Annotated in this window: 21 protein-coding genes; 11 read left to right on the forward strand and 10 right to left on the reverse strand. The window is 40.9% G+C overall.

Features of this window, described 5'->3' with window-relative positions:
- Positions 1–13 precede the first annotated feature (13 nt).
- Together NYF15_RS12890 and NYF15_RS12895 are read left to right on the forward strand one after the other, a co-directional pair.
- Positions 14–247, forward strand: a complete 234-nt coding sequence (locus tag NYF15_RS12890) for a hypothetical protein (RefSeq protein ID WP_371353774.1) — start codon at positions 14–16, stop codon at positions 245–247.
- Entirely contained in the window at positions 244–633 is a 390-nt protein-coding gene (locus NYF15_RS12895) for a type II toxin-antitoxin system VapC family toxin (protein ID WP_237118159.1), read from the forward strand. The genes NYF15_RS12890 and NYF15_RS12895 overlap by 4 nt, the downstream gene beginning before the upstream one ends.
- A gap of 204 nt (positions 634–837) precedes the next feature.
- Here the strand turns inward: NYF15_RS12895 and NYF15_RS12900 are convergent, their stop codons facing one another.
- Entirely contained in the window at positions 838–1,167 is a 330-nt protein-coding gene (locus NYF15_RS12900; protein ID WP_130150501.1) for a stress response translation initiation inhibitor YciH, read from the reverse strand.
- A gap of 141 nt (positions 1,168–1,308) precedes the next feature.
- Between NYF15_RS12900 and NYF15_RS12905 the strand changes: the two genes are divergently transcribed.
- The 4 genes from NYF15_RS12905 (at position 1,309) to NYF15_RS12920 (ending at position 5,256) form a co-directional block, all read left to right on the forward strand.
- The gene (locus NYF15_RS12905) at positions 1,309–1,614 is read left to right on the forward strand and encodes an STAS domain-containing protein (RefSeq protein WP_062569768.1); all 306 of its coding nucleotides are present in this window, start codon (positions 1,309–1,311) and stop codon (positions 1,612–1,614) included.
- On the forward strand, positions 1,614–3,284 hold the full coding sequence (locus NYF15_RS12910; RefSeq protein ID WP_341803068.1) for a fused response regulator/phosphatase: 1,671 nt from the start codon (positions 1,614–1,616) through the stop codon (positions 3,282–3,284). The genes NYF15_RS12905 and NYF15_RS12910 overlap by 1 nt, the downstream gene beginning before the upstream one ends.
- Positions 3,285–3,330: 46 nt before the next feature.
- Positions 3,331–3,990: a GAF domain-containing protein gene (locus NYF15_RS12915; protein WP_237118161.1), complete on the forward strand. Its 660-nt coding sequence runs from the start codon at positions 3,331–3,333 to the stop codon at positions 3,988–3,990.
- 75 nt (positions 3,991–4,065) lie between these two features.
- Positions 4,066–5,256, forward strand: a complete 1,191-nt coding sequence (locus NYF15_RS12920) for an amino acid aminotransferase (protein ID WP_130150504.1) — start codon at positions 4,066–4,068, stop codon at positions 5,254–5,256.
- A gap of 75 nt (positions 5,257–5,331) precedes the next feature.
- On the opposite strand, the gene NYF15_RS12925 is transcribed toward NYF15_RS12920, so the two are convergent.
- The 8 genes from NYF15_RS12925 to NYF15_RS12960 form a co-directional block, all read right to left on the reverse strand.
- Positions 5,332–6,081 carry a DUF3379 family protein gene (locus NYF15_RS12925; RefSeq protein ID WP_237118162.1) on the reverse strand — a complete coding sequence of 250 codons (750 nt, stop codon included), beginning with the start codon at positions 6,079–6,081 and terminating at the stop codon, positions 5,332–5,334.
- Positions 6,081–6,596, reverse strand: coding sequence for a sigma-70 family RNA polymerase sigma factor (locus NYF15_RS12930; RefSeq protein ID WP_130150506.1), 516 nt, complete (start codon positions 6,594–6,596; stop codon positions 6,081–6,083). The genes NYF15_RS12925 and NYF15_RS12930 overlap by 1 nt, the downstream gene beginning before the upstream one ends.
- Positions 6,597–6,699: 103 nt before the next feature.
- The gene (locus NYF15_RS12935; protein ID WP_371353775.1) at positions 6,700–8,343 is read right to left on the reverse strand and encodes a BatD family protein; all 1,644 of its coding nucleotides are present in this window, start codon (positions 8,341–8,343) and stop codon (positions 6,700–6,702) included.
- Positions 8,337–10,208: a VWA domain-containing protein gene (locus tag NYF15_RS12940; protein WP_371353776.1), complete on the reverse strand. Its 1,872-nt coding sequence runs from the start codon at positions 10,206–10,208 to the stop codon at positions 8,337–8,339. Before NYF15_RS12940 ends, NYF15_RS12935 begins: the two co-directional genes overlap by 7 nt.
- A 1-nt stretch (position 10,209) precedes the next feature.
- A complete protein-coding gene (locus tag NYF15_RS12945; protein WP_237118165.1) occupies positions 10,210–11,196 on the reverse strand; it encodes a VWA domain-containing protein in 987 nt (328 codons plus the stop codon).
- A complete protein-coding gene (locus NYF15_RS12950; RefSeq protein ID WP_341803064.1) occupies positions 11,189–11,629 on the reverse strand; it encodes a DUF4381 domain-containing protein in 441 nt (146 codons plus the stop codon). Before NYF15_RS12950 ends, NYF15_RS12945 begins: the two co-directional genes overlap by 8 nt.
- A 2-nt stretch (positions 11,630–11,631) precedes the next feature.
- A complete protein-coding gene (locus NYF15_RS12955) occupies positions 11,632–12,576 on the reverse strand; it encodes a DUF58 domain-containing protein (protein ID WP_205989527.1) in 945 nt (314 codons plus the stop codon).
- Between the two features lie 3 nt (positions 12,577–12,579).
- Positions 12,580–13,536, reverse strand: a complete 957-nt coding sequence (locus NYF15_RS12960) for a MoxR family ATPase (protein WP_062569779.1) — start codon at positions 13,534–13,536, stop codon at positions 12,580–12,582.
- Between the two features lie 347 nt (positions 13,537–13,883).
- Between NYF15_RS12960 and fadI the strand changes: the two genes are divergently transcribed.
- The 4 genes from fadI to NYF15_RS12980 all read left to right on the forward strand — a co-directional run bounded on the left by fadI (position 13,884) and on the right by NYF15_RS12980 (position 19,149).
- Positions 13,884–15,194, forward strand: a complete 1,311-nt coding sequence (fadI, locus tag NYF15_RS12965; RefSeq protein ID WP_062569780.1) for an acetyl-CoA C-acyltransferase FadI — start codon at positions 13,884–13,886, stop codon at positions 15,192–15,194.
- A complete protein-coding gene (fadJ, locus tag NYF15_RS12970) occupies positions 15,194–17,419 on the forward strand; it encodes a fatty acid oxidation complex subunit alpha FadJ (RefSeq protein WP_371353777.1) in 2,226 nt (741 codons plus the stop codon). The genes fadI and fadJ overlap by 1 nt, the downstream gene beginning before the upstream one ends.
- A gap of 170 nt (positions 17,420–17,589) precedes the next feature.
- A complete protein-coding gene (gene lepB / locus NYF15_RS12975) occupies positions 17,590–18,519 on the forward strand; it encodes a signal peptidase I (protein ID WP_371353778.1) in 930 nt (309 codons plus the stop codon).
- 99 nt (positions 18,520–18,618) lie between these two features.
- Entirely contained in the window at positions 18,619–19,149 is a 531-nt protein-coding gene (locus tag NYF15_RS12980; protein WP_371353779.1) for a GNAT family N-acetyltransferase, read from the forward strand.
- Between the two features lie 14 nt (positions 19,150–19,163).
- Here NYF15_RS12980 and NYF15_RS12985 read toward each other — a convergent pair whose 3' ends face one another.
- Positions 19,164–19,550, reverse strand: a complete 387-nt coding sequence (locus NYF15_RS12985; RefSeq protein ID WP_062569784.1) for an MmcQ/YjbR family DNA-binding protein — start codon at positions 19,548–19,550, stop codon at positions 19,164–19,166.
- A 190-nt stretch (positions 19,551–19,740) separates the two neighbouring features.
- Here NYF15_RS12985 and yeiP point away from each other — a divergent pair, with 190 nt between their 5' ends.
- Positions 19,741–20,313 carry an elongation factor P-like protein YeiP gene (gene yeiP, locus NYF15_RS12990; protein WP_130150514.1) on the forward strand — a complete coding sequence of 191 codons (573 nt, stop codon included), beginning with the start codon at positions 19,741–19,743 and terminating at the stop codon, positions 20,311–20,313.
- Positions 20,314–20,522 lie beyond the last annotated feature (209 nt).

A 20,522-nucleotide genomic window follows, 5' to 3' on the forward strand; every position in this document is an offset into this window, starting at 1 on the left:
AAGGAGATTTTGTATGTATGTTGAAATTGACGAAGATGAAGTTAAACACTTACATTTAGAAAAGTTATCCGTCGGTGAGGTCGTAATTTTACGTCAGGCCGGCAAGGAAATTGCCCAGATTGTTCCTATTGCTTCTAGTAAATCCCCTCGTGTTCCAGGTCAGTATCGAGGGCAGGTCAAAATTGAGCCAGAGTTTTATCAAGCAGATGCCGATATAGAGAGTATGTTTCATGAGGACTCACAGTGAGGAGTATCATTTTAGATACTTGTGCATTTTTGTGGTGGATAGACGACTCTGCGGAGTTGGGTGAAGCTTCAAAGGCTCTTATTGCTGACCCAAATAATAACATTTACGTTAGTGCTGCCACAGCTTGGGAAATTAGCATTAAAACGAACCTTAAAAAACTTACAGCGCCTTCGAATATTCCCTTGGTTATACAAAATCAGGGGTTTATCGAGATACCAATATTAGGTAAGCATGGTGAGCAAGCTGGTCAGTTACCTATGCACCATAAAGATCCATTTGATCGCGTGATAATTAGTCAAGCGATGGAATCTGGTTATGAAGTCATGACTTCAGACACAAAATTTTCTCTATATAAGACCATCACCGTACTTGATTCAAGAAAATAGGCCTATACAAGCATTTAGAATGATCCCCAATACTTGGCATTTCCAGTTTAAGGTAGTGTTTACGGTGAAATGGTTTAATTTTTGGTAGCGTTGCCACTGTTCGTAAATGGCGCATTTTCGACAGTCAGATTTGATTAAGTTCTATTAATGGAGATTTGACTAATCTAGTTCAAGTCTATTCAGATAAAATAAAAAGGGGCATTTTTAGCCCCCTGCAATTTTCACCTTGAACTTAAGGCCTTCAAGAATCGCTTTGAGCTTTTCTCTATCATCGCCTTGCACCTCAATAATGCCATCTTTCACCGCACCGCCTTGACCCATCTTACTTTTAATGGTCTTAGCAAGTTTTTTCAGGTCATGCTCTTGGCTATCAATACCAACCACTAACATGACACCTTTGCCTTTACGGCCTTTTGTTTGACGCTCAATTCGTAAAAAACCATCTTTAAAGATTTTACCTTGGATTGATTTTTCCTCTTTAGGCTGTTCAATGCGGCCTGTAGCGGTTGAATATACTAGATTATTATCACTCATTTTAGATCTCACTTTAAATGAAGGTTGTATGCTGTAAATCATAACAAATTTCCCTCTAAGTGTTTTAATTTTTGGCTTATTTCTCCTAAGCAGTTATATTTAGATTAGTCTTCGGAGAGATTTGATTAATAGGAGTTTATTATGAGTTTGACGCGCAGCACTTCTGCTGATGGCGCTATCTTGACCGTACAAATCAAAGGAAAATTTGATTTTAATCTGGTTCAATCTTTTCGTCAGGCTTACGCTGACCTAAATGATAATATCAATAAAGTGGTTATTGATCTTAGAGAAACAGATTATATGGATAGCTCGGCACTTGGTATGCTTCTTAATATGAAGAAAAACCTAACCGGTAAAGTGGATAATATCCAAATTAGTAATTGCCAACCACAGCTAAAGAAAATCCTGCAAATCTCTCGTTTTGATAAAAAGTTTGATATTGATTGATGCTTAACATTCTAGTGGTGGATGATCTTGCTTTAAATCGTCGATTATTAACCGTTATGTTGGAGCATCAAGGTTATCAAGTTCACACAGCTGAGAATGGCCTTGTTGCGCTGCAAATACTCGAAAAGCACACTATTGATATTGTGCTCCTAGACGTTGTTATGCCTGTTATGGATGGTTTTGAAACCGCCGCTATTATCAAAGAACGTTTTAGCCAAGTTTACCTACCCATTATTTTTATCACCTCCCTTGAAAATGAAGAAAGCTTTGAGAGATGCCTTGCTGTAGGTGGAGATGACTTTCTCCATAAACCATTTCAAGAGGTTATTCTTAACGCTAAAATTAAAGCTCACTGCCGTATAAGAAATTTAAGTCAAAAGGCACGAGAGCAAAACCTACAGCTAGAATATCACCAGAACCAAGTTGAACGTGAGCATGAAATAGTTGAGCATATCTTCAATAATGCGTTAGAAAACCAATATACATTTACGCAGCATTTAGATTTTCATTTATCTCCAGCGGCTATGTTTAATGGCGACATGTTCCTTGTTGCGCAAAGCCCAATAGGTAGCTTGTATTGTATGTTGGGTGATTTTACCGGGCATGGCCTAGCGGCTGCAGTGGGGGCATTACCGGCTTCTCGCGTGTTTTATACCATGGTTAACAAAGGTATGTCCGTTAGCGACATTGCAGCGGAAATAAACGCAGTATTAGGTAATTTATTACCTGGGCACATGTTTTGTGCGGCTACTATTATTGAGTTAAGTAACTCAGGTAAGAGTTTGTCTGCGTGGTTAGGTGGCTTACCCGATACCTACATTATTGATCAGCAAGGCCATATATTACGTACATTAGAATCCCAGCACATGGCGTTAGGGATTTTAGAAGAAGATGAATTTGAGCGTGGTCTTATTCATCTCGAAGTCAACGAAACAATGCGGCTTGTTATGGCAACCGATGGCATTATAGAAACCGTTAACTTACATGATGAGTTTTTTGGTGAGCATCGATTTATTGAAGCATTAAGTTCAAAAGAAAATATTAATAGCCAGCAGCTAATAGAGACTGTAAACCAGTTTTCTCAAGGTTATGAACAACAAGATGATTTAAGTTTAGTGCTATTAAATTGTTTACCAGCACCGGAGCCTGAGCAAGAGGCGGAGCCTTTTTCACCTTTACCTTTTAATTTTTCACTTAGTTTAAATTCAAAACAAATAAAAAGCACAGATCCCGTGCTTGAAGTTGTGGATGTGATATCTAAAGTAGCGGGTTTAAATGCACACCGTGCGAATATCTTTTTAATCCTCTCAGAGGCTTACAATAATGCGCTTGATCACGGCGTATTAGGACTCGATTCTGATATAAAGAATCAAGATGATGGCTTTTTAATTTATTATCAAGAACGTGAGCAGGCATTAGAAAAACTGACTGATGCACTTATTATTATTGATATTCGTTATTGCCCAGATACCTTGGCTCTTTATTTTACTATTTGCGACTCTGGCAATGGTTTTGCGAATAAAAATGACGGCCAGCATAACTTGCAGCGAGAGCATGGCCGCGGGTTATCTTTACTAGGTGAAGTAGCGTCAAGCGTAGCTTTTAATGCGTCTGGAAACCAAGTTGAAATTTGTTACCAATTATCCATAAACAGTGCTAGCTCTGATTGAAAGCCCGTGTTATGCTTTCTAGCATTATAGATGTTTGGATGGCTAAATGATTTCTACATACTTATCTGTCGCTCAGCTTGATTTATCAGAGACTTTAGTGGCAGAGCAATTATCAAACCTAGAGCAGTACCTTGCACAGTCACAGTTACCTGAAGTACGTTGGCAGTACCAAATTCCTGAGCTTGGCGAGGGTGGGGCATGTAGCTTATTTGGTTACTTGCAAGATGAACCGTTTAAGTTAAACGATTATGTTGATGATGATGCGATAAATACTGCAAAGTTAGCAAGGCTTCAGCAAATCATCGATTATGTTGTCCAACAAACACAAGTTGATTGGTTTGGTATTTATCAATCAACTAATACAGATGAAGGTGATCAGCTGTTAAAGCTTGTTTATCATGGTGCACCAAGTCGCCCATTGTTTCCACTCACTGAAGACTTTGCAAAAGGCAGTAACAATGTTCAAGTTGCTTTGTCTAAAAAAGGTCGTGTGATTAATAATGTTGCAGATTATTTGGCGCAAGGTGGTGAATATTATACGTGCGATCCTAAAGTAAAAGCCGAAACCTGTTTGCCAATTTTATCTAGTGAAAATACCTGTTTAGGCATTATTGATGCAGAAGCATTTAGTAATGATTTCTTTGATCAGCAAACCCTTGCTTTACTTGCAGCTTGTTGTATTAAAATTCCTCAACTATTGGTCTAATTTAACTAGTAATCAGGCTCGGTTTTTATGTTAAGCTAGTGGCAACGCTAACCCCCTATATAAAAGAGATAGTCAATGTTCTCAGAATTAAAACCATTACCAACAGATCCTATTCTTGGCCTAATGGCGGCCTTTAAACAAGATACAAACCCAAAGAAAATTGATTTGGGTGTAGGTGTTTATAAGGATGAGCAAGGCAATACGCCAGTTCTTAAAGCGGTTAAAAAAGCGGAAGCGTTTCGTTTGGAAAACGAAACCAGTAAATCGTACATTGGCTTGGCGGGTAATCTAGATTACTGCCAAAAAATGGAAAACTTATTACTGGGTGAGCATCCTGCGTTATTAGCAAACCGTGTTCGCACAGCACAAGCACCTGGCGGTACAGGTGCACTTCGTGTTGCAGCTGAATTTATTAAGCGTTGCAACAAAGATGCAACTGTATGGGTTACAACCCCTACGTGGGCAAACCATATCAGTTTATTTGAAGCGGCTGGTTTAACAGTAAAAGAGTACCCTTACTACGACTACGAAAATAAAGACCTTTTATTTGATGAGATGATTAACACGCTTAAGCAGGTGCCTAAAGGTGATGTTGTGTTATTCCACGCATGTTGTCACAACCCGAGCGGTATGGATTTAAATGCTGAGCAATGGAGCACAGTGGCAGATCTTGCTGTTGAAGTTGGTTTTACACCACTGGTTGATATTGCATACCAAGGTTTTGGTTCAAGCCTTGAAGAGGATGCTGCAGGCCTACGTAAATTAGCGGCAGCGGTTGATGAGCTGATCATTTGTTCTTCATGTTCGAAAAACTTTGGTTTATACCGTGAGCGTATCGGCGCATGTTCAATCATTGCTAAAGATGCAGCAACTGCAGATATCTCTAACTCTGTATTGTTAAGTGTTGTACGTAGTATCTACTCAATGCCGCCAGCACACGGTGCTGATATAGTTAGCACTATTTTAGGTAGTACTGAGCTTACGCAAATGTGGCATGACGAGCTTGATGAAATGCGTAATCGTATTAATGGCTTACGTACTCTAATCAAAGAAAGCTTAGCAGCGAAAGGTATTGAGCAAGATTTCTCATTTATTGACCGTCAAAATGGCATGTTTTCATTCCTAGGCATTAATAAAGATCAAATTGAGCGTTTACAAAAAGATTATTCAATCTATATTGTTGGTTCTAGCCGTGTAAACGTTGCAGGTATCAGCGATGCAAACATTGACTACTTTGCAAATGCAGTAGCAGACGTTTGTAAGTAATCAGCTGTATAGTGATAAAAAAACCGCATCATTTTGATATGATGCGGTTTTTTTGTATCGGCTATTTTAACTCACCTAATGAAGCCAGCGTATAGCACTGGTCACCATATTATTGTAACGCTCTAATGGTGCACCTATGCTAGCAATTAAAATTGTATCGGCTTTTTCTCCACGACTTATGTGGCCTGCAAAACGCTCATCGCTAAACTCATCAGAACCAGAGCCAAAAGGCTGCTCCTCTGAAGGTACAATAAATACAGTCATTGGGCCAAAGTCAGACTCAAATACTAAGTGCAATCCTTTTTGACCTTTAAAATCACAAAACATCAAGTACGTGACTTTACCTGGAAGCTCATCTAAGTGGCCACCAATGGTGGCAAATTTTTCATTAACGTACTCTAAGTCAATTGCTTTATGTTTATCTAAAGAGCCAATTTCATAGTATAAGTGTGCTAAAGCATGCTCTCCAACGCTATATAATGAATGCTGTTTAGTAGTAACAAAAAATACGCTTATAGCAACTAAGAATGACGCTGCAGCCGCTAAATAAAAGCGATTAAATGCAAAGCGTGATTTAGCTTCAACGACGTTGTCGTTTTGCTGCTGTTCAACATGTTCTTCAGATGCATAGGTATTTTCAATAATGCGCGCAGCTAAATCGTCTGGCACAGGAACATTTAAAGCGGCGTTCAACTCGTCGTCAAATGCACGAATGTCGTCAATAAATGCTTGTTTATCACTGTCCTGCTCGGCAAACGCTTCAAGTTCCTTATCAATAGTGCTTGGCTCGGCGAGGATGCGGCGGCGAAACTCGAGTTCATCCATTATTTTGATGCTCCTCTAAGTTGGTCATCATCACTGCTTAAAGCCTCTTTAAGCTGGTTTCTGGCACGAAATAATCGTGTCATGACGGTATTTTTGTTTAAATCGAGAATCTTAGCGATTTCATCACCAGAACAGCCCATTACTACTTGCAAAAGTAGAGGCTCTCGATATTCGTCTGCTAACTTTCCAATTTGTCGTTGGATCACTGTTTGTTCCATTTCAGCATCAAGGGATGTGCTTTTATCATCCACTAAGGTATCGTTTTCAACATCAGCGTAATCAAATTGCTTTCTTTCAAAACGTCGCGCATTTTCGCGACGCAAAATAGTAAGTAGCCAAGGTTTAGCAGCGTGTTGATCTTGGAGTGAATCCAAGGCACGCCAAGCCCTCAGGAATGTTTCCTGCACTAAATCTTCAGCAATAGTTTGATCACGGCATAACCAATATGCAAAGCGATAAAGCTCACTGTGGTAGATATGAACGAGCTCTTCATATCGCTTTTGTTTTTCCGTCATAGTTATCTAGACCTGCCCTTAAGGAAAAAACTTTCTGGATTTATTATTTTTTTCAATGCGGCTAATCGCTGTTAGCCGCTTGATGTGTATTGTTTAGTTATTATTAATCGTAAAGTTTTTTTAGCCCCTGATTTTTGTCAAATGATTGAGCACTTTTTGTTTGGGCTAAACCATCAATGATGATTGCTAAATCAGGCTGCTCATCACTTGAACTATAGAGTTTTGCACGCAATTTAGCAATTTCTTCGCTTAGTTTAGAGCTTGATCTTGTGCCCATGAGCGTATCAATCGCGTTATGTGTTTGCCCTGTTTCATGTTTGGCGTAACGTGAAAGGGCTAAATAAAATGCTGAATAGTCTTTTGTCTTTGCATATTTCTTTAGTTCAGATAAAGAAACCGAAGACACTTCACTCTTAACGTCATTTTTATTGGGAGAGTTGCTAACAGGTCGTTTTCTTAAGAAGAACACGAGTGTTGCAATCCATAAAAGGTATCCTCCAGCAGCAACAATTATAAGCCAAATAGGCTGAGTTACTTCAGTAATAGTGCGAACAGCAGGAATTTCACCTGTTAGTTCTTGGCTGGTGTTTGGTGCTGTATTATTGGTATTTGCTGTCAGTGCATTAGTGCTAGGTATCACTGTGATAGTACGTGCAGGGATCGTTGCGTAACTAATTCGATTAATTTTTGTATTAAACCATGGCAGCTTTACTTCTGGTAATGTAAACGTACCAGGTGTCTGGGGGAGCAGCGCATACGAGGCTGTTTGTTGAGAGATAACACGTCCATCCCTAACTAAATGATTTGTCTCTTTTTCGTCAGGGTAGCTTCTAAAACCTTGTACTTGGGGCATCTCAATATCTGGCAATTGCTCCTTGGTTACACCGAGCGCAGTTAAAGTGATTGTACGTGTGATTGGTGTGCCAACCTCGACTGTATCGTCTTTTGGTTGCCACTGCTCATCTAAGTTTACTAGTTCACTTGGTAACCATGCACCTTGGTAATTTTCTGGAATAGGTTTAATGTCGAGATCAAGGTCTTCACCCATTGCCGATATTTCCATCTGACGATAGTTCTGCCTAATTCGGCCATTAAATACTGGCGCAGTAATTGTGTGTTGACCACTTTTTTGCGGTTGTAGTAAATATTCTCGGGTAATAACGAGATAACGTTTACCATCGATTAATTCATAGCTTTCTGACTGTTTACCAATAGCATTGAGTTGAGCATCATCCATTTGAGGAGTACTTAGGTTTCCATCAAGTAGCTCTTTATTGTTATCTAAGTAAAGTTTAACGGTATATACACCGGCTTCTTGGACATACAAGCTATCTGATTTTACACTTGTTTTTATAAATGCATCTTTATTTTGCTCAGCGTTTTGGCTGCGTTTAGACACTTCTAACTCTATTGGTTTTGAACTAACACCTGCAACTGTAAAGGCAGGGATAGTGTAAGTACCTTCTTTACGCGTCATTAGTTTTACTGACCAATTAGTTTGCTTACTGATCTCACCATTTACGATATTGGTTCGAGAGCTTACGCTGGTGGGCCCAACAACAAAGTCTTTTAATAGTACAGAGGTATCAGGCTGCTCGCTTTTGACACTATCATCTACGGAGATTGTTAAAATAAAAAACTCGCCAGCAAGTACTGGGTTTTTATCAACACTTGCCTGCAGTTGGCTGGCGGCCCATAGCGGCGCTGCCGCGATTAACAATAAACAACATAATAATCGCATTACCATGATTTTTCGGCTCCTCGTGGACGACGTTGATAGGTTCGTTTTTGTGCTTCTAGCTGCATTTTATTTCTTAATAAGATTGCAGGATCATCGGGGACTTTGCGCAACAGTTGATTCAGTTGTTGTGCTTTCTCTTTTTCTTCATTGGTTAGTTCGGCTGCCTGTGCTTGCATCGCCTGTTGCTCAGCTTGCTGCTTGGCTTGTGCATCATTTTGCATAGGCTCAGGTTGAGTCTCTTTTTGCTGATCAGATTGCTCAGGCTTTTGTTCATCGGATTGTGATGACTGCTCTGATTCAGACTCCATTTCAGGTTGATTTTGCTGATCTTTATTAGACTTGCTTTGTTCACCTTTTTGATCTGACTGCTCACCTTGCTCAGACGGTTGTTGGTCATCTTGTTGCTCAGTTTGCTCAGAGTTTTCGCCTTGCTCTGAATTATCGCCTTGTTGCTTTTGCTGGTTGTCTTGTTGACTGTCTTCGTTTTGTTGATCGTTATTTTGCTGCTGATCTTGCTGCTGTAGCTCTTGCTGATTCAACAACTTTTCAACCAGAGCTTGGTTTTCCTTTGCTTCAGTGAAGTTATCTCTAAGCTGTTGTGCTTGCTTGTAAGCATTTATAGCTTGTTCAAGCTTACCTGCTTTTGCAAGGGCATTACCGTAGTTATACAAGCCCGTAGCAGATTTATCTTCACTAAACGCATCCATTGCCGCTTGGTAATTACCTTGTTGGTAAAGTGCAGCACCTTTTAGTTGAGAGTTCTCAGCTTGGGCGGCTTGTTCAAATTGCTTCTGCTGATAAGCATCGAGTGCGCGTTGATCTTGGTTCTTGAACATTTCTGGTAGTTCAGCGGCATACACGTGTTGCTGCGGCAATAGCATAACGAACATAAAGCCAAGTACTAGGCTACTACGGCGAATTAAAAAGAGTGCCAGTGGTATTAAGATCAGCAGTCCATAAATACCTGCATCTACACGCCAGAGTGTTTGGCTTTGCTTTTCATCTTTAAGTATTTCAGCATTTGCACTAGGTGCAAAGGTTTGAATATCTTGATTGTTGGTCTGATAAAGTGCAAATTTGCCACCACTATTACGTGCAAGCGCGCTTAAACGACTGATATTCAGCGTTGGAATCACAATCTGCCCCTGCATATCTTTCAAAAAGCCACCTTCAGGTAACTTAATAGGTGCACCTTGCTCAGTGCCAACCCCGTAAACATTTAAGCGATAATGTGACTGATCCGTAAAACGACTAATATCTTCTTGATCTAGGCTATCAATACCGTCGGTGACTAGAATGATATCACCTTCTAAGTAACCCGCCTGATTGAGCAACTCGTTCGCTTTTTCAAGTCCTTCGATTACATTAGAGCCTTTACTAGGCATGATTTCAGGGCTGAGGCTTGGAATCAGATTCGCTAATGTACTGGCATCGTTTGTTAATGGTGAAATGGTAAAGGCCGAACCTGCATAGGCGACTAATGCTGTATCACCTTCTTTAAATAGCTCAATCATATCAAGGGCTTTAAAACGTGCTTGTACTAAACGACTTGGTGCAATATCTGTACTGAACATGGAATAGGACATATCCATAACAATAACGCGGGCGTTTTTCGCTTGAAACACAGGGACTTGTTTCTTCTCAAAGCTTGGTCCTGCACTAAACACGATAGCGAGAATCGTAAAGAGAGCAACTAACCAAAGTGGCTGACTTTGTTTTTTATGATTGTCGCTCATAACAAATTGCGCTAAATGTGGGGCAATTAACGCTGCCGGTGCGTTCTTTTTATTACGTACCAATAACACACTAAAAATAATGACCGCAGGTATTAATAACCAAAGTAGGGCAGGGCGAATAAATTCGAAATCCATATTACTTCTCCTGCTTAAGTTGGCGAGTAAAGCTAATGAATACAGCAAGAACAATTAAACCAAGTGCTGCCAATAGCGGAATATAAAACAATGAAATTTGAGGGCGAAAAGTCTGCTCATCACTACTAACAGGTTCGAGCTTATCGAGTTCTTGATAAATCTGCTGCAAACCAGCCACATCTTTTGCTCTAAAGTATAAGCCGCCAGTTTGCTCGGCAATACGTTTTAGCAAGCTTTCATCAAGGTTGCCGCCACTCATACCGCCCATATTAAATAGACTAAAACCACGTGGGTTATCTGAGCCGACACCAATGGTGTATACTTTTATGCCTTCCTCGCGAGCTAACAGTAGCGCATCTTCAGGATTGAGGTTACCAGCAGTGTTTTGTCCATCAGTTAAGAGCACCACGATTCGATTGCTCTCATCTTTGTTAGCAAAACGCTTTACAGATAAACCTAAGGCATCACCGATGGCTGTTGCGCGGCCTACAAGGCCAATTTGTGCTTCACCAAGCATTTGGCTTACGGTTTTAACATCACGCGTAAGCGGTGTTTGTAAAAATGCGGTATCACCAAATAAAATTAGACCAAGGCGATCGCCTTGACGTTGTTCAATAAAGTCACCTAGTACGGCTTTAACCATGGTTAGTCTGTCGACATATTGGCCTTGATAAGCCATATCTTGCTCAGTCATTGAGCCTGATAAGTCTACCGCCAGCATAATGTCACGGCCTTCATTGGGTAAAGTAATTGGTTCATCAAGCCATGTTGGGTTTGCAATCGCAATGACCAATGAGACCCATACCGCCCATTCAAGCAATGATACTTTGTGACTATGTTGTTGCACGGCTTGGTTGTTAAGCCCAAGCTTAGCAAAGCCTGGAATACGTAGACGTAACTGACCTTGCTGTTTTGAAGGCATAAAGCGACTGACTAACCAAGGCAAGGGTAAAAGCACAAAGAACCAAGGCCAACTAAACTCAAACATTGATAGGCTCCTTGAGTTTAAAGTTGTGAATGGCGCTGCGTAATTTAGCCGCAAGCTCTGCATTATTATTTTGCTGTTGGTAAAGTGGCATGAGCTCATCGTAGCTAAAAGTGTCTCCACAGAGCTTTGATAAACTCTCTGACCATTGTGCCAAAGGCTGTGAAGCAAGCTGACTATTATAGTAATGACGTGTTAAGCGCTTAAGAATAATATGCAACGCTTGTGCATCATCTTTAGCCACATTTTGACTCATTTTAATCGCTTGCTTTTTGGCTTTCTTGAATTGCTGATTTTTATATAGCAACACTAAACCAACTACCAGTAGTGCAACTAAAAATACAATAATTAGCCACCAAATAGGAGCCAGTGGCCACCATGCGACCTCTGAAGGTGCAATGACATCATGTAAGCCATCGAGCGGATTTGTTTGCATTATTACTTTCTCACTAATTGCAGCTCAAGCGGGGTGGCTGCACTGAATGAAATTAAACTAAGTCCAGATTTTTGTAAGCGTTTTAGCCTCAAAGCGAATGACTCTTGTGCCGACTTAGCAAAGCGTTCCCGAAATTGCTTATCCATTAACGGCAGAGCAAGATCTTGCCCATTAGCAGATACAGTCACTGTTTGCTTAAATGCAGGAAGTTGATGTTCGAATGGGTCGCTTACGTGGCAACCAATTAACTCGCAGTGACGGCTTAGTATTTCAAGTTGTTTAAAGCTTGCTTCGTCTAGTGCGCTAAAATCTGAAACGATATAAACTAAGCTACCGGGCTTAGCTAAATGGTTAAGACGCTTGAGGTTCTCACTAAATAAACTGGTCGCGCTTTTATCAACATTGGCTAACGCCTGACTATGAATGTCACATAAATTATGGCAAAGCTTTAATACTGCTTTTTCCCGTGATGTGGGTTTTAGTTCATGATGACTGTGTTGGTTAAATACCAAACCACCAATTCGGTCGCCACGCTGACAAGCTGACCATGCAACCAAAGCGCTGATATGTGCTGCTTGCACTGACTTTAACAATAACTTTGAGCCAAACAACATGGAGTTTGAAAAGTCGGTGAACACAAAAACGGGGCGCTCTTTCTCTTCTTGGAACAGTTTTGTGTGAGTTTCGCCAGTGCGAGCGGTGACTCGCCAGTCTATTGAGCGAATGTCATCACCAGTTTGGTAATGGCGTACCTCAGCAAACTCCATGCCTCGTCCTTTGTGCGGCGCAAGGTATTGCCCAGCTAAGCTGTTTTTGATTTTTACTTTCGGTGCAAGTTCAAGTAAGCGCGCTTTGGCTTTGTAATACATCAACTCTTTGAGTGATAAATTAACACCTTGGCTATGGCTTTCATGCAACCAAGTAGCTATATCTAATTGACCTGACATAACTTATGGTACTGCAACCAGTTCTAAAATGCGCGTGATCACATCATCTTTGCTGATGCCGTCTGCTTGGGCTTCGTAGCTTAAAATAATACGATGGCGTAATACATTATGCAGTACCGCCTGAATATCGTCAGGGGCAACAAAGTCACGGCCTTCAAGCCAAGCATGGGCTCTAGCACATTTGTCTAGGGCAATGGTTGCACGTGGGCTGGCACCGTATTCAATCCAGCGACCAAGCTGCTCATCTAGTTCAGAAGCTTCGCGGGTCGCAATGATTAGTTGTACCAAATACTTTTCAAGTGGTTCAGCAAGGTACAAACCCAAAATTGATTTTCGTGCTGCGAAAAGATCACTTTGGCTAATTTGCTGTGTTTCAGCTTGTTTATCAGATATTGCTTCACCACGGGTCAGGCGAAGAATATCAAGCTCGTGTTCTGCCCCAGGGTAATCAATACTTAAATGGAGTAAGAAGCGGTCAAGCTGTGCTTCAGGAAGAGGGTAAGTCCCTTCTTGTTCTAGCGGGTTTTGGGTTGCCATAACCATAAATAGCTCAGACAGTGGGTAAGTATTTTTACCAACCGTTACTTGGCGCTCAGCCATGGCTTCTAATAAAGCAGATTGTACTTTTGCAGGCGCACGGTTGATTTCGTCAGCTAAAATAAGATTGTGAAATAACGGCCCTTTTTCAAATACGAATTCACTAGTTTGCTGACGGTAAATGTCGGTGCCAGTGACATCCGCAGGGAGTAAGTCAGGAGTAAATTGTACACGTTGGAAGCTACCTTCAACGCCTTTTGCTAAAGCATTCACTGCACGTGTCTTTGCAAGACCAGGAGGACCTTCAACAAGTAGGTGACCATCTGCCAAAATAGCGATTAACAGTGCTTGAGTTAATTGAGGTTGGCCGATAATTTGCGTGTCTAAATATGATTTTAATTGTGAAAATGCGTTAACTGCCATAATAAAAAGACTGTCCTAAATAGCGTGAGTCAAAATGTTATTGTTATGCGCCGATATAAGCCTATTCAGTGCTGATAAATTAGCTAAGCGTTATCATTAATTAGGCGCTTTTTACAAGTTATAAGGATTCAAAGCTTACAACACAAGTGTTAGACATAAAATCCTAAAATAGTTCGTTATTTTTTAAGGATTTTTAGCCTACCATATAAATACGCGTTATTTTTGTAAATAAGCTAAAAAAAGCCTATGGTTGGTAACTAATTTCGTTTCTCTATTGGCATTCGTATTCGGGTTGTTTTAGAATCAGGAAAAACAAACAGGTCAGACCTGTCAGCGGGAGAGCATAAATGTCTGAGCAAAATATACTTAAAACAGCAAAGGGCGATCGTATCGCCATCGTTAGCGGCTTACGAACGCCGTTTGCAAAACAAGCGACTGCATTCCACCATGTGCCAGCACTTGATATGGGTAAACTGGTTGTCAACGAGATGCTTGAACGTCTTAATTTCGACAAGTCTGAAATCGATCAACTTGTATTTGGCCAAGTAGTGCAAATGCCAGAAGCGCCTAATATTGCTCGTGAGATTGTTTTAGGCACAGGTATGCCTGTTTCAGTAGATGCATACTCTGTATCACGTGCGTGTGCGACAAGCTTCCAAGCAATTGCTAATGTTGCTGAGTCAATTATGGCAGGTTCAGTGCAAGTGGGTATCGCTGGTGGTGCTGATTCATCGTCTGTGTTACCAATCGGTGTGAGCAAAAAATTAGCCGGCAGCTTGGTTGATTTAAACAAGGCGCGAACACTTGGCCAGCGTTTGAAGATTTTCTCAAAACTGCGCCTAAAAGACTTACTCCCTGTACCACCAGCTGTTGCTGAGTACTCTACTGGTTTATCTATGGGTCAAACGGCAGAGCAAATGGCGAAAACGCATAGCATCAGTCGTGAAGATCAAGATGCTTTAGCACATCGTTCTCACACTCTTGCAAGCCAAGCATGGGCTGATGGCAAGCTAAAAGACGAAGTAATGACGGCCCATGTTGCGCCTTATAAGAGTTTTATTGAGCAAGATAATAACATCCGCCATAACTCAACGGTTGAAGGCTACGCGAAATTAAAACCAGTATTTGACCGTCAGCATGGTTCAGTTACTGCTGCTAATGCAACACCATTAACAGATGGTGCCGCTGCGGTATTAATGATGAGCGAGAGTAAAGCTAAAGCACTGGGTTACAACATTCTTGGTTATGTACGTAGCTTTGCGTTTTCTGCAATCGGTGTTCATGAAGACATGCTAATGGGTCCGGCGCACTCAACGCCAATCGCTCTAGACAGAGCAGGAATTACATTAGCTGATTTAGATTTAATTGAAATGCACGAAGCATTTGCAGCGCAAACACTTGCCAATATGAAGATGTTTGCGTCAGATAAATTTGCACAAGAAAAGCTAGGTCGTAGTAAAGCGATCGGCGAAATTAACATGGACAAGTTCAATGTCTTAGGTGGCTCTCTGGCATACGGCCACCCATTTGCGGCAACAGGTGCACGCCTGATCACGCAAAGCTTGAATGAACTTAATCGTCGCGGTGGCGGCCTAGCACTCACGACTGCGTGTGCAGCGGGTGGCTTAGGTGCAGCCTTTGTATTGGAGAGTGCGTAATGACAGATTCAGTATTTAGTTTATCAGTGGCAGATGACGGCGTAGCCGTTGTAACCATTGATGTGCCGGGTGAGAAAATGAACACCCTGCGTAGCAGTTTTGCAGAAGATTTAAAAACCTTACTTAAAGACGCACAAGCACAGGCAGTAAAAGGCATGGTGTTTATTAGCGGTAAGAGCGATAACTTTATCGCCGGTGCTGATATTAAAATGCTTGATAATGCTAATAACCGTGAAGACGCATTAGCGCTGAGCGAAATGTGCCAAGAAGCGTTTTTTGATATGAAAAAACTACCTTTCCCAACAGTGAGTGCCATTCATGGTGCAGCACTGGGTGGTGGTTTAGAGTTTGCTTTAGCTTGTGATTATCGTGTTTGTTCTGACAGCGACATCACTAAACTTGGCTTGCCAGAAGTACAGTTAGGCTTATTACCAGGTGGCGGTGGTACACAGCGTTTACCTAAATTAGTGGGCCTTCAAAAAGCACTTGAATGGATGCTTACAGGTAAGCAAGTTCGTGCTAAGCAAGCGAAGAAAACAGGCTTAGTAAACGACTGTGTGCCGCACAGTGTTTTACTTGACGTTGCTAAAGAATTTGCACTAAAAGGTAAGGCGAAGGTTACTAAACCAAAACTTGACCGTTTAAGCCAATTACTTGAGTCGAACCCATTTGGCCGCAACATTATTTTCAAAAAAGCACAAGAAAATGTGCTGAAGAAAACCGGTGGTCACTACCCAGCACCTTTAGCCATTATTAAAGCAGTTCGTGCAAGTGTTGAGCTTGATCAGTTAAAAGCATACAAAACTGAAGCTGAAGGCTTTGCCACGCTAGTTATGAGCGATGAGTCAAAAGCATTGCGCGGTATTTTCTTTGCAACCACTGAAATGAAAAAAGAATGGCGCAATGATGATGCACCAGCAATCGCTAAAGCTGCGGTATTAGGTGGTGGCTTAATGGGCGCGGGTATCGCTCATGTCAGTGCAGTGAAAGCGGGTGTGCCAGTGCGCATCAAAGATGTGGCTGAAAAGGGCATCAGCAATGCGATGAATTACAGCTATAAAATTTTAGATAAAAAGCAAAAGCGCCGTATTTTGTCTAAAGCTGAGCTGCAACAAACCATGAACCGTATTACCGGCACCACCGATTACAGCGGCTTTAAACACATTGATATCGTAATCGAAGCAGTGTTTGAAGACTTAGCTCTTAAGCAAGGTATGGTGGCTGATGTTGAACGTGAGTGCCAAGACAACACGATTTTTGCAAGTAATACCTCGTCATTACCGATTGCACAAATCGCTGCGGATGCAGCGCGTCCAGAAAATGTAATTGGTCTGCATTACTTCTCACCTGTTGAGAAAATGCCACTTGTTGAGATCATTCCACATGCAGGTACGTCTGAAGAAACCATCGCCCGCGTTGTTAACTTTGCCCGTAAACAAGGTAAAACACCGATTGTGGTTAAAGATATGGCTGGTTTCTATGTAAACCGTATCTTAGCGCCTTATGTAAATGAAGCGGCTAATTTATTGCTTGCAGGTGAGCCAATTGAAAAGATTGACCAAGCCTTAGTTGAGTTTGGTTTCCCAGTTGGTCCATTAGCATTACTTGATGAAGTAGGGATTGATATTGGCTCTAAAATTGCCCCCATCCTTGAAAAAGAATTGGGCGAGCGTTTTAAAGCCCCTGATGCCTTTAACCGCTTAATCGATTCTAAGCGTTTAGGCCGTAAAACAGGTCGTGGCTTTTATCTTTATGACAAAAAAGATAAAAAAGTGGATGAGTCAGTATACGAGCTACTGGGAGTTACGCCATCACCTCGTTTAAACAAGAGCGAAATTGCTAAACGCTGTGTGGCACAAATGCTGAACGAAGCGGTACGTTGTTTAGATGATGGCATTATTGCTAGCCCACGTGACGGTGATATTGGTGCTATTTTTGGTATCGGTTTCCCTCCGTTCTTAGGCGGTCCATTTAGCTATATGGATAAACTGGGTGCAGCACAGGTTACTTCTGAAATGGCCACATTTGCTAATTACAACCCAATTTTTACTCCTTGCGATACATTAAAAGCAATGGCTGAAAAGGGGGGGCGTTTTTACCAAGCAGAAAGTGAAGAGTCGGCAGTTGCCGAAGCTGCACAAGTCGATCCAGTTGAAGTAACCAAAGAAGTGGTTGAAGACGAGCAAGCTTCAGATGAAGTGGATACAGAAACAACTAAAAGCTAATTCTTTAAATTAGTTAGTTAATTTAAAAGCCCTGCTCATTTTGAGCGGGGCTTTCTGTTTCAAAGGAATATTGCTTTAAAGAAATATAAGAAATTTTATGGCATCACTGTGATTTTATATTTAATATAAGCAATTAAATTCAATGACTTAATTTCAACAAGGATGTCAGAGTGTCTACTTCATGGAAGCCTAAGGGTTTTATCGCTATTCTTCTTGGCGTGTTATTTCAGCCATTTGTATTTTTGTACGTTAATAAATTCAGGTTGTTCATTACTTACCTTGTCTTAACGGCCTTATGTTACTTGCTTGACATTAAAATCCAAGCGAGTGCAGGAGAGGCCGATTGGTATCAAGGTATCTATCTCACAAGTGTGTTTATAATTATATGTCCACTCCATGCTTTTTGGATAACAAAGCACTATAACGCAGATAAGAAGCGGCCTTGGTTCGCAAGTTGGTGGGCTGTAACTTTAATTTATCTTACCCTCTCTGCTGCTCTTATTTTAATGAGAATTTTTTCATTTGAGCCTTTCACTTTACCAGCTTCATCTATGGCACCTCAGTTAGATAAAGGGAGCCAAGTTCTAGTTAGTAAAATAGGTTTTGGTAATTATCGGTACTTAGGCTATCAAATTTCAAGATCGCCCATGTCAGCTAAAGTAGGTCGAGGTGATGTTGTTGCCTTTCAGTATCCGAAAAACCCTGATTATACTTGGCTGAAACGCGTAATAGGGGTGGCTGGCGATAGAATTGTTTATCGAAATAAAACTGTTTATATCCAAAAAGCATGTGATGAGGGAGCCGATATTTGCGCTGACTTCATCCCTTTAGAGCAATCTTTCGTTTCTCAAGCTGAAGGTGGACTTAAAGTTCTGCAAGAGGTAAATGATGGTAAACGTTATCAAATTTTACTAAATGAGAATCACCCTGAACAGATAAGTCATTATTTCAACCAAGCTGGCAGTGAAAAGGCGGAATGGATCATCCCTGAAGATCACTACTTTGTTATGGGTGACTCTAGAGATAATAGCTCAGATAGCCGCTTTTGGGGCTTTGTTCCTAAAGATAACGTGATAGGAAAAGTGATTTATACTTGGTAGCTGTAAAGCAGCTTACGCTGCAGTATTGGCCATAAGTGGTATTTAATTAGCTAAGTAGGTTTGTTATAACTAGACTTATTTACTTAGCGATTGATCACCATGACTCTCACCACTGCGCGATTAACTTTACGGTTGTTAAATGCTGATGACTGGCCACTGTTTTACACTTTGCACAATGATGCAGAGGTTATTGAGAAATGCTTTGATAAGCCCTCAGAAGCGCAGCTACGTGCGAAGTTTAATGAACGTTTAAAGCCTTGGCAGCCAGATGCAAACTCGCCACTGTGTTTAGTTATTATTGAAACGAGTACAGGTAAAGAGGTGGGGGTGACAGGCTTTACCTCATCAACCGTTCCTGATATTCAAGAAGTTGGCTACTTATTGCTGCCTAATTTTCATGGTCGTGGCTATGCCACCGAGTCTTTAAAGGTGGTGCTTGATTTTGCTCAGGCTGAGTATTCTGTGAAGGAGTTTAAAGCTGTCGTCACTGAAGGCAACATAGGTTCAGAAAAAGTACTTGAGAAGTGTGGCTTTCAGCTAGTTGATAAGCAATTAGATGCCTATGCTATTGATGGGGTTTTGTATACCGATCATCATTTTCATTTAAATTGCACTGATCACAGGGTGTGATCAGTGCGGTCAAATTATAGGTGAAGCTCAATCGCTTTTCTGTCTTTTTCAGGCATATTTGCAACCACCAAATCAAACGAGTTATCAATCATTCGTTCAATTTCTCCTTGTGGGATAGTGCCATCTAAAATCACTGTATTCCACAACCGTTTATTCATATGGTAACCAGGAATTACAGAAGGAAAAATATCACGTAATGCTTGGGCTTCGTCCGGATCGCATTTTAAGTTAAGCCACCAAACAGGTTCACCATCTTCATTTGTTTGGCCTTCTTTTCCCTCTGCGAGAGTCGCAAACATTTTATGATTTACTTTATAAACATCGACGTCTTGACCAAATGGCTGAGTGAGCATTACCACTGGCTTTTTCATTAAGTATTCATGTACAGCATGTTGATTCATGATCCAGTCCTTGAAGTCATTTTTCGTTGCTATAAAGATAGCATCTTTTTATTCGGTTTGAGACATTTATTACGATAATTCGCTGAAAAATAGACCAATTACATCAGCAAAAGTAAAACTGCAAATTTTTGTTGAACAATAGTAATTACGTGGTAAATTCCTGTCATTAAAAAACGATAGGAATACACCCATGCCTAAGGCTAGTGAAGTCAAAAAAGGTGCCGCTATTGAGCATAACGGCCAAGTTTTAGTAGTAAAAGATATTCAACGTTCAGTACCGCAAGGTCGTGCTGGTGGTAGTTTATACCGCATGCGTTTATATGATGTTGTTACTGGTGGCAAAGTAGACGAAACATTTAAAGACAGCGATATGCTTAAACTTGCTGATTTAACTCGTCGTGAAGCGATGTTCTCTTACATTGATGGTGAGGAGTATGTTTTCATGGATAATGAAGACTACACGCCTTATAACTTAAACAAAGAAGCAATCAGCGAAGAGATTTTATTTGTTAATGAAGAGACGCAAGGTCTACATGTTATAGTAATCGATGGCTCACCAGTGGGGATTGACTTACCTTCAAGTGTAGAACTTGTTGTTGAAGAAACAGACCCTTCAATTAAGGGCGCTTCAGCAAGTGCTCGCTCAAAACCTGCACGTTTGAGTACAGGCCTTACTATTCAAGTGCCAGAGCATATTTCAACAGGCGATCGTATTCGCATTAACACCGCAGAACACAAGTTTATGGGTCGCGCTGAAAAGTAGTCCTAACTGGTTATGTTTGATAAAACCGATTGCAGATCGGTTTTATCATTTTATTTACTTATAAAGTAGTATTTTCATTAATCATTTAATATTACTTTGTTTAAAGATTGAAAAAGGGACAGAAAAAGCGCATTATTAAGCGCTCAAATTATTGCTATGTGGCTGTTTCTATCATGTATACGGGTTAGGTAGCAAAAACAATAATAACT

Origin of the sequence: Pseudoalteromonas sp. 68 DY56-GL68 (genome assembly GCF_041414825.1) — a bacterium.
Taxonomy (GTDB): Bacteria; Pseudomonadota; Gammaproteobacteria; order Enterobacterales; family Alteromonadaceae; genus Pseudoalteromonas.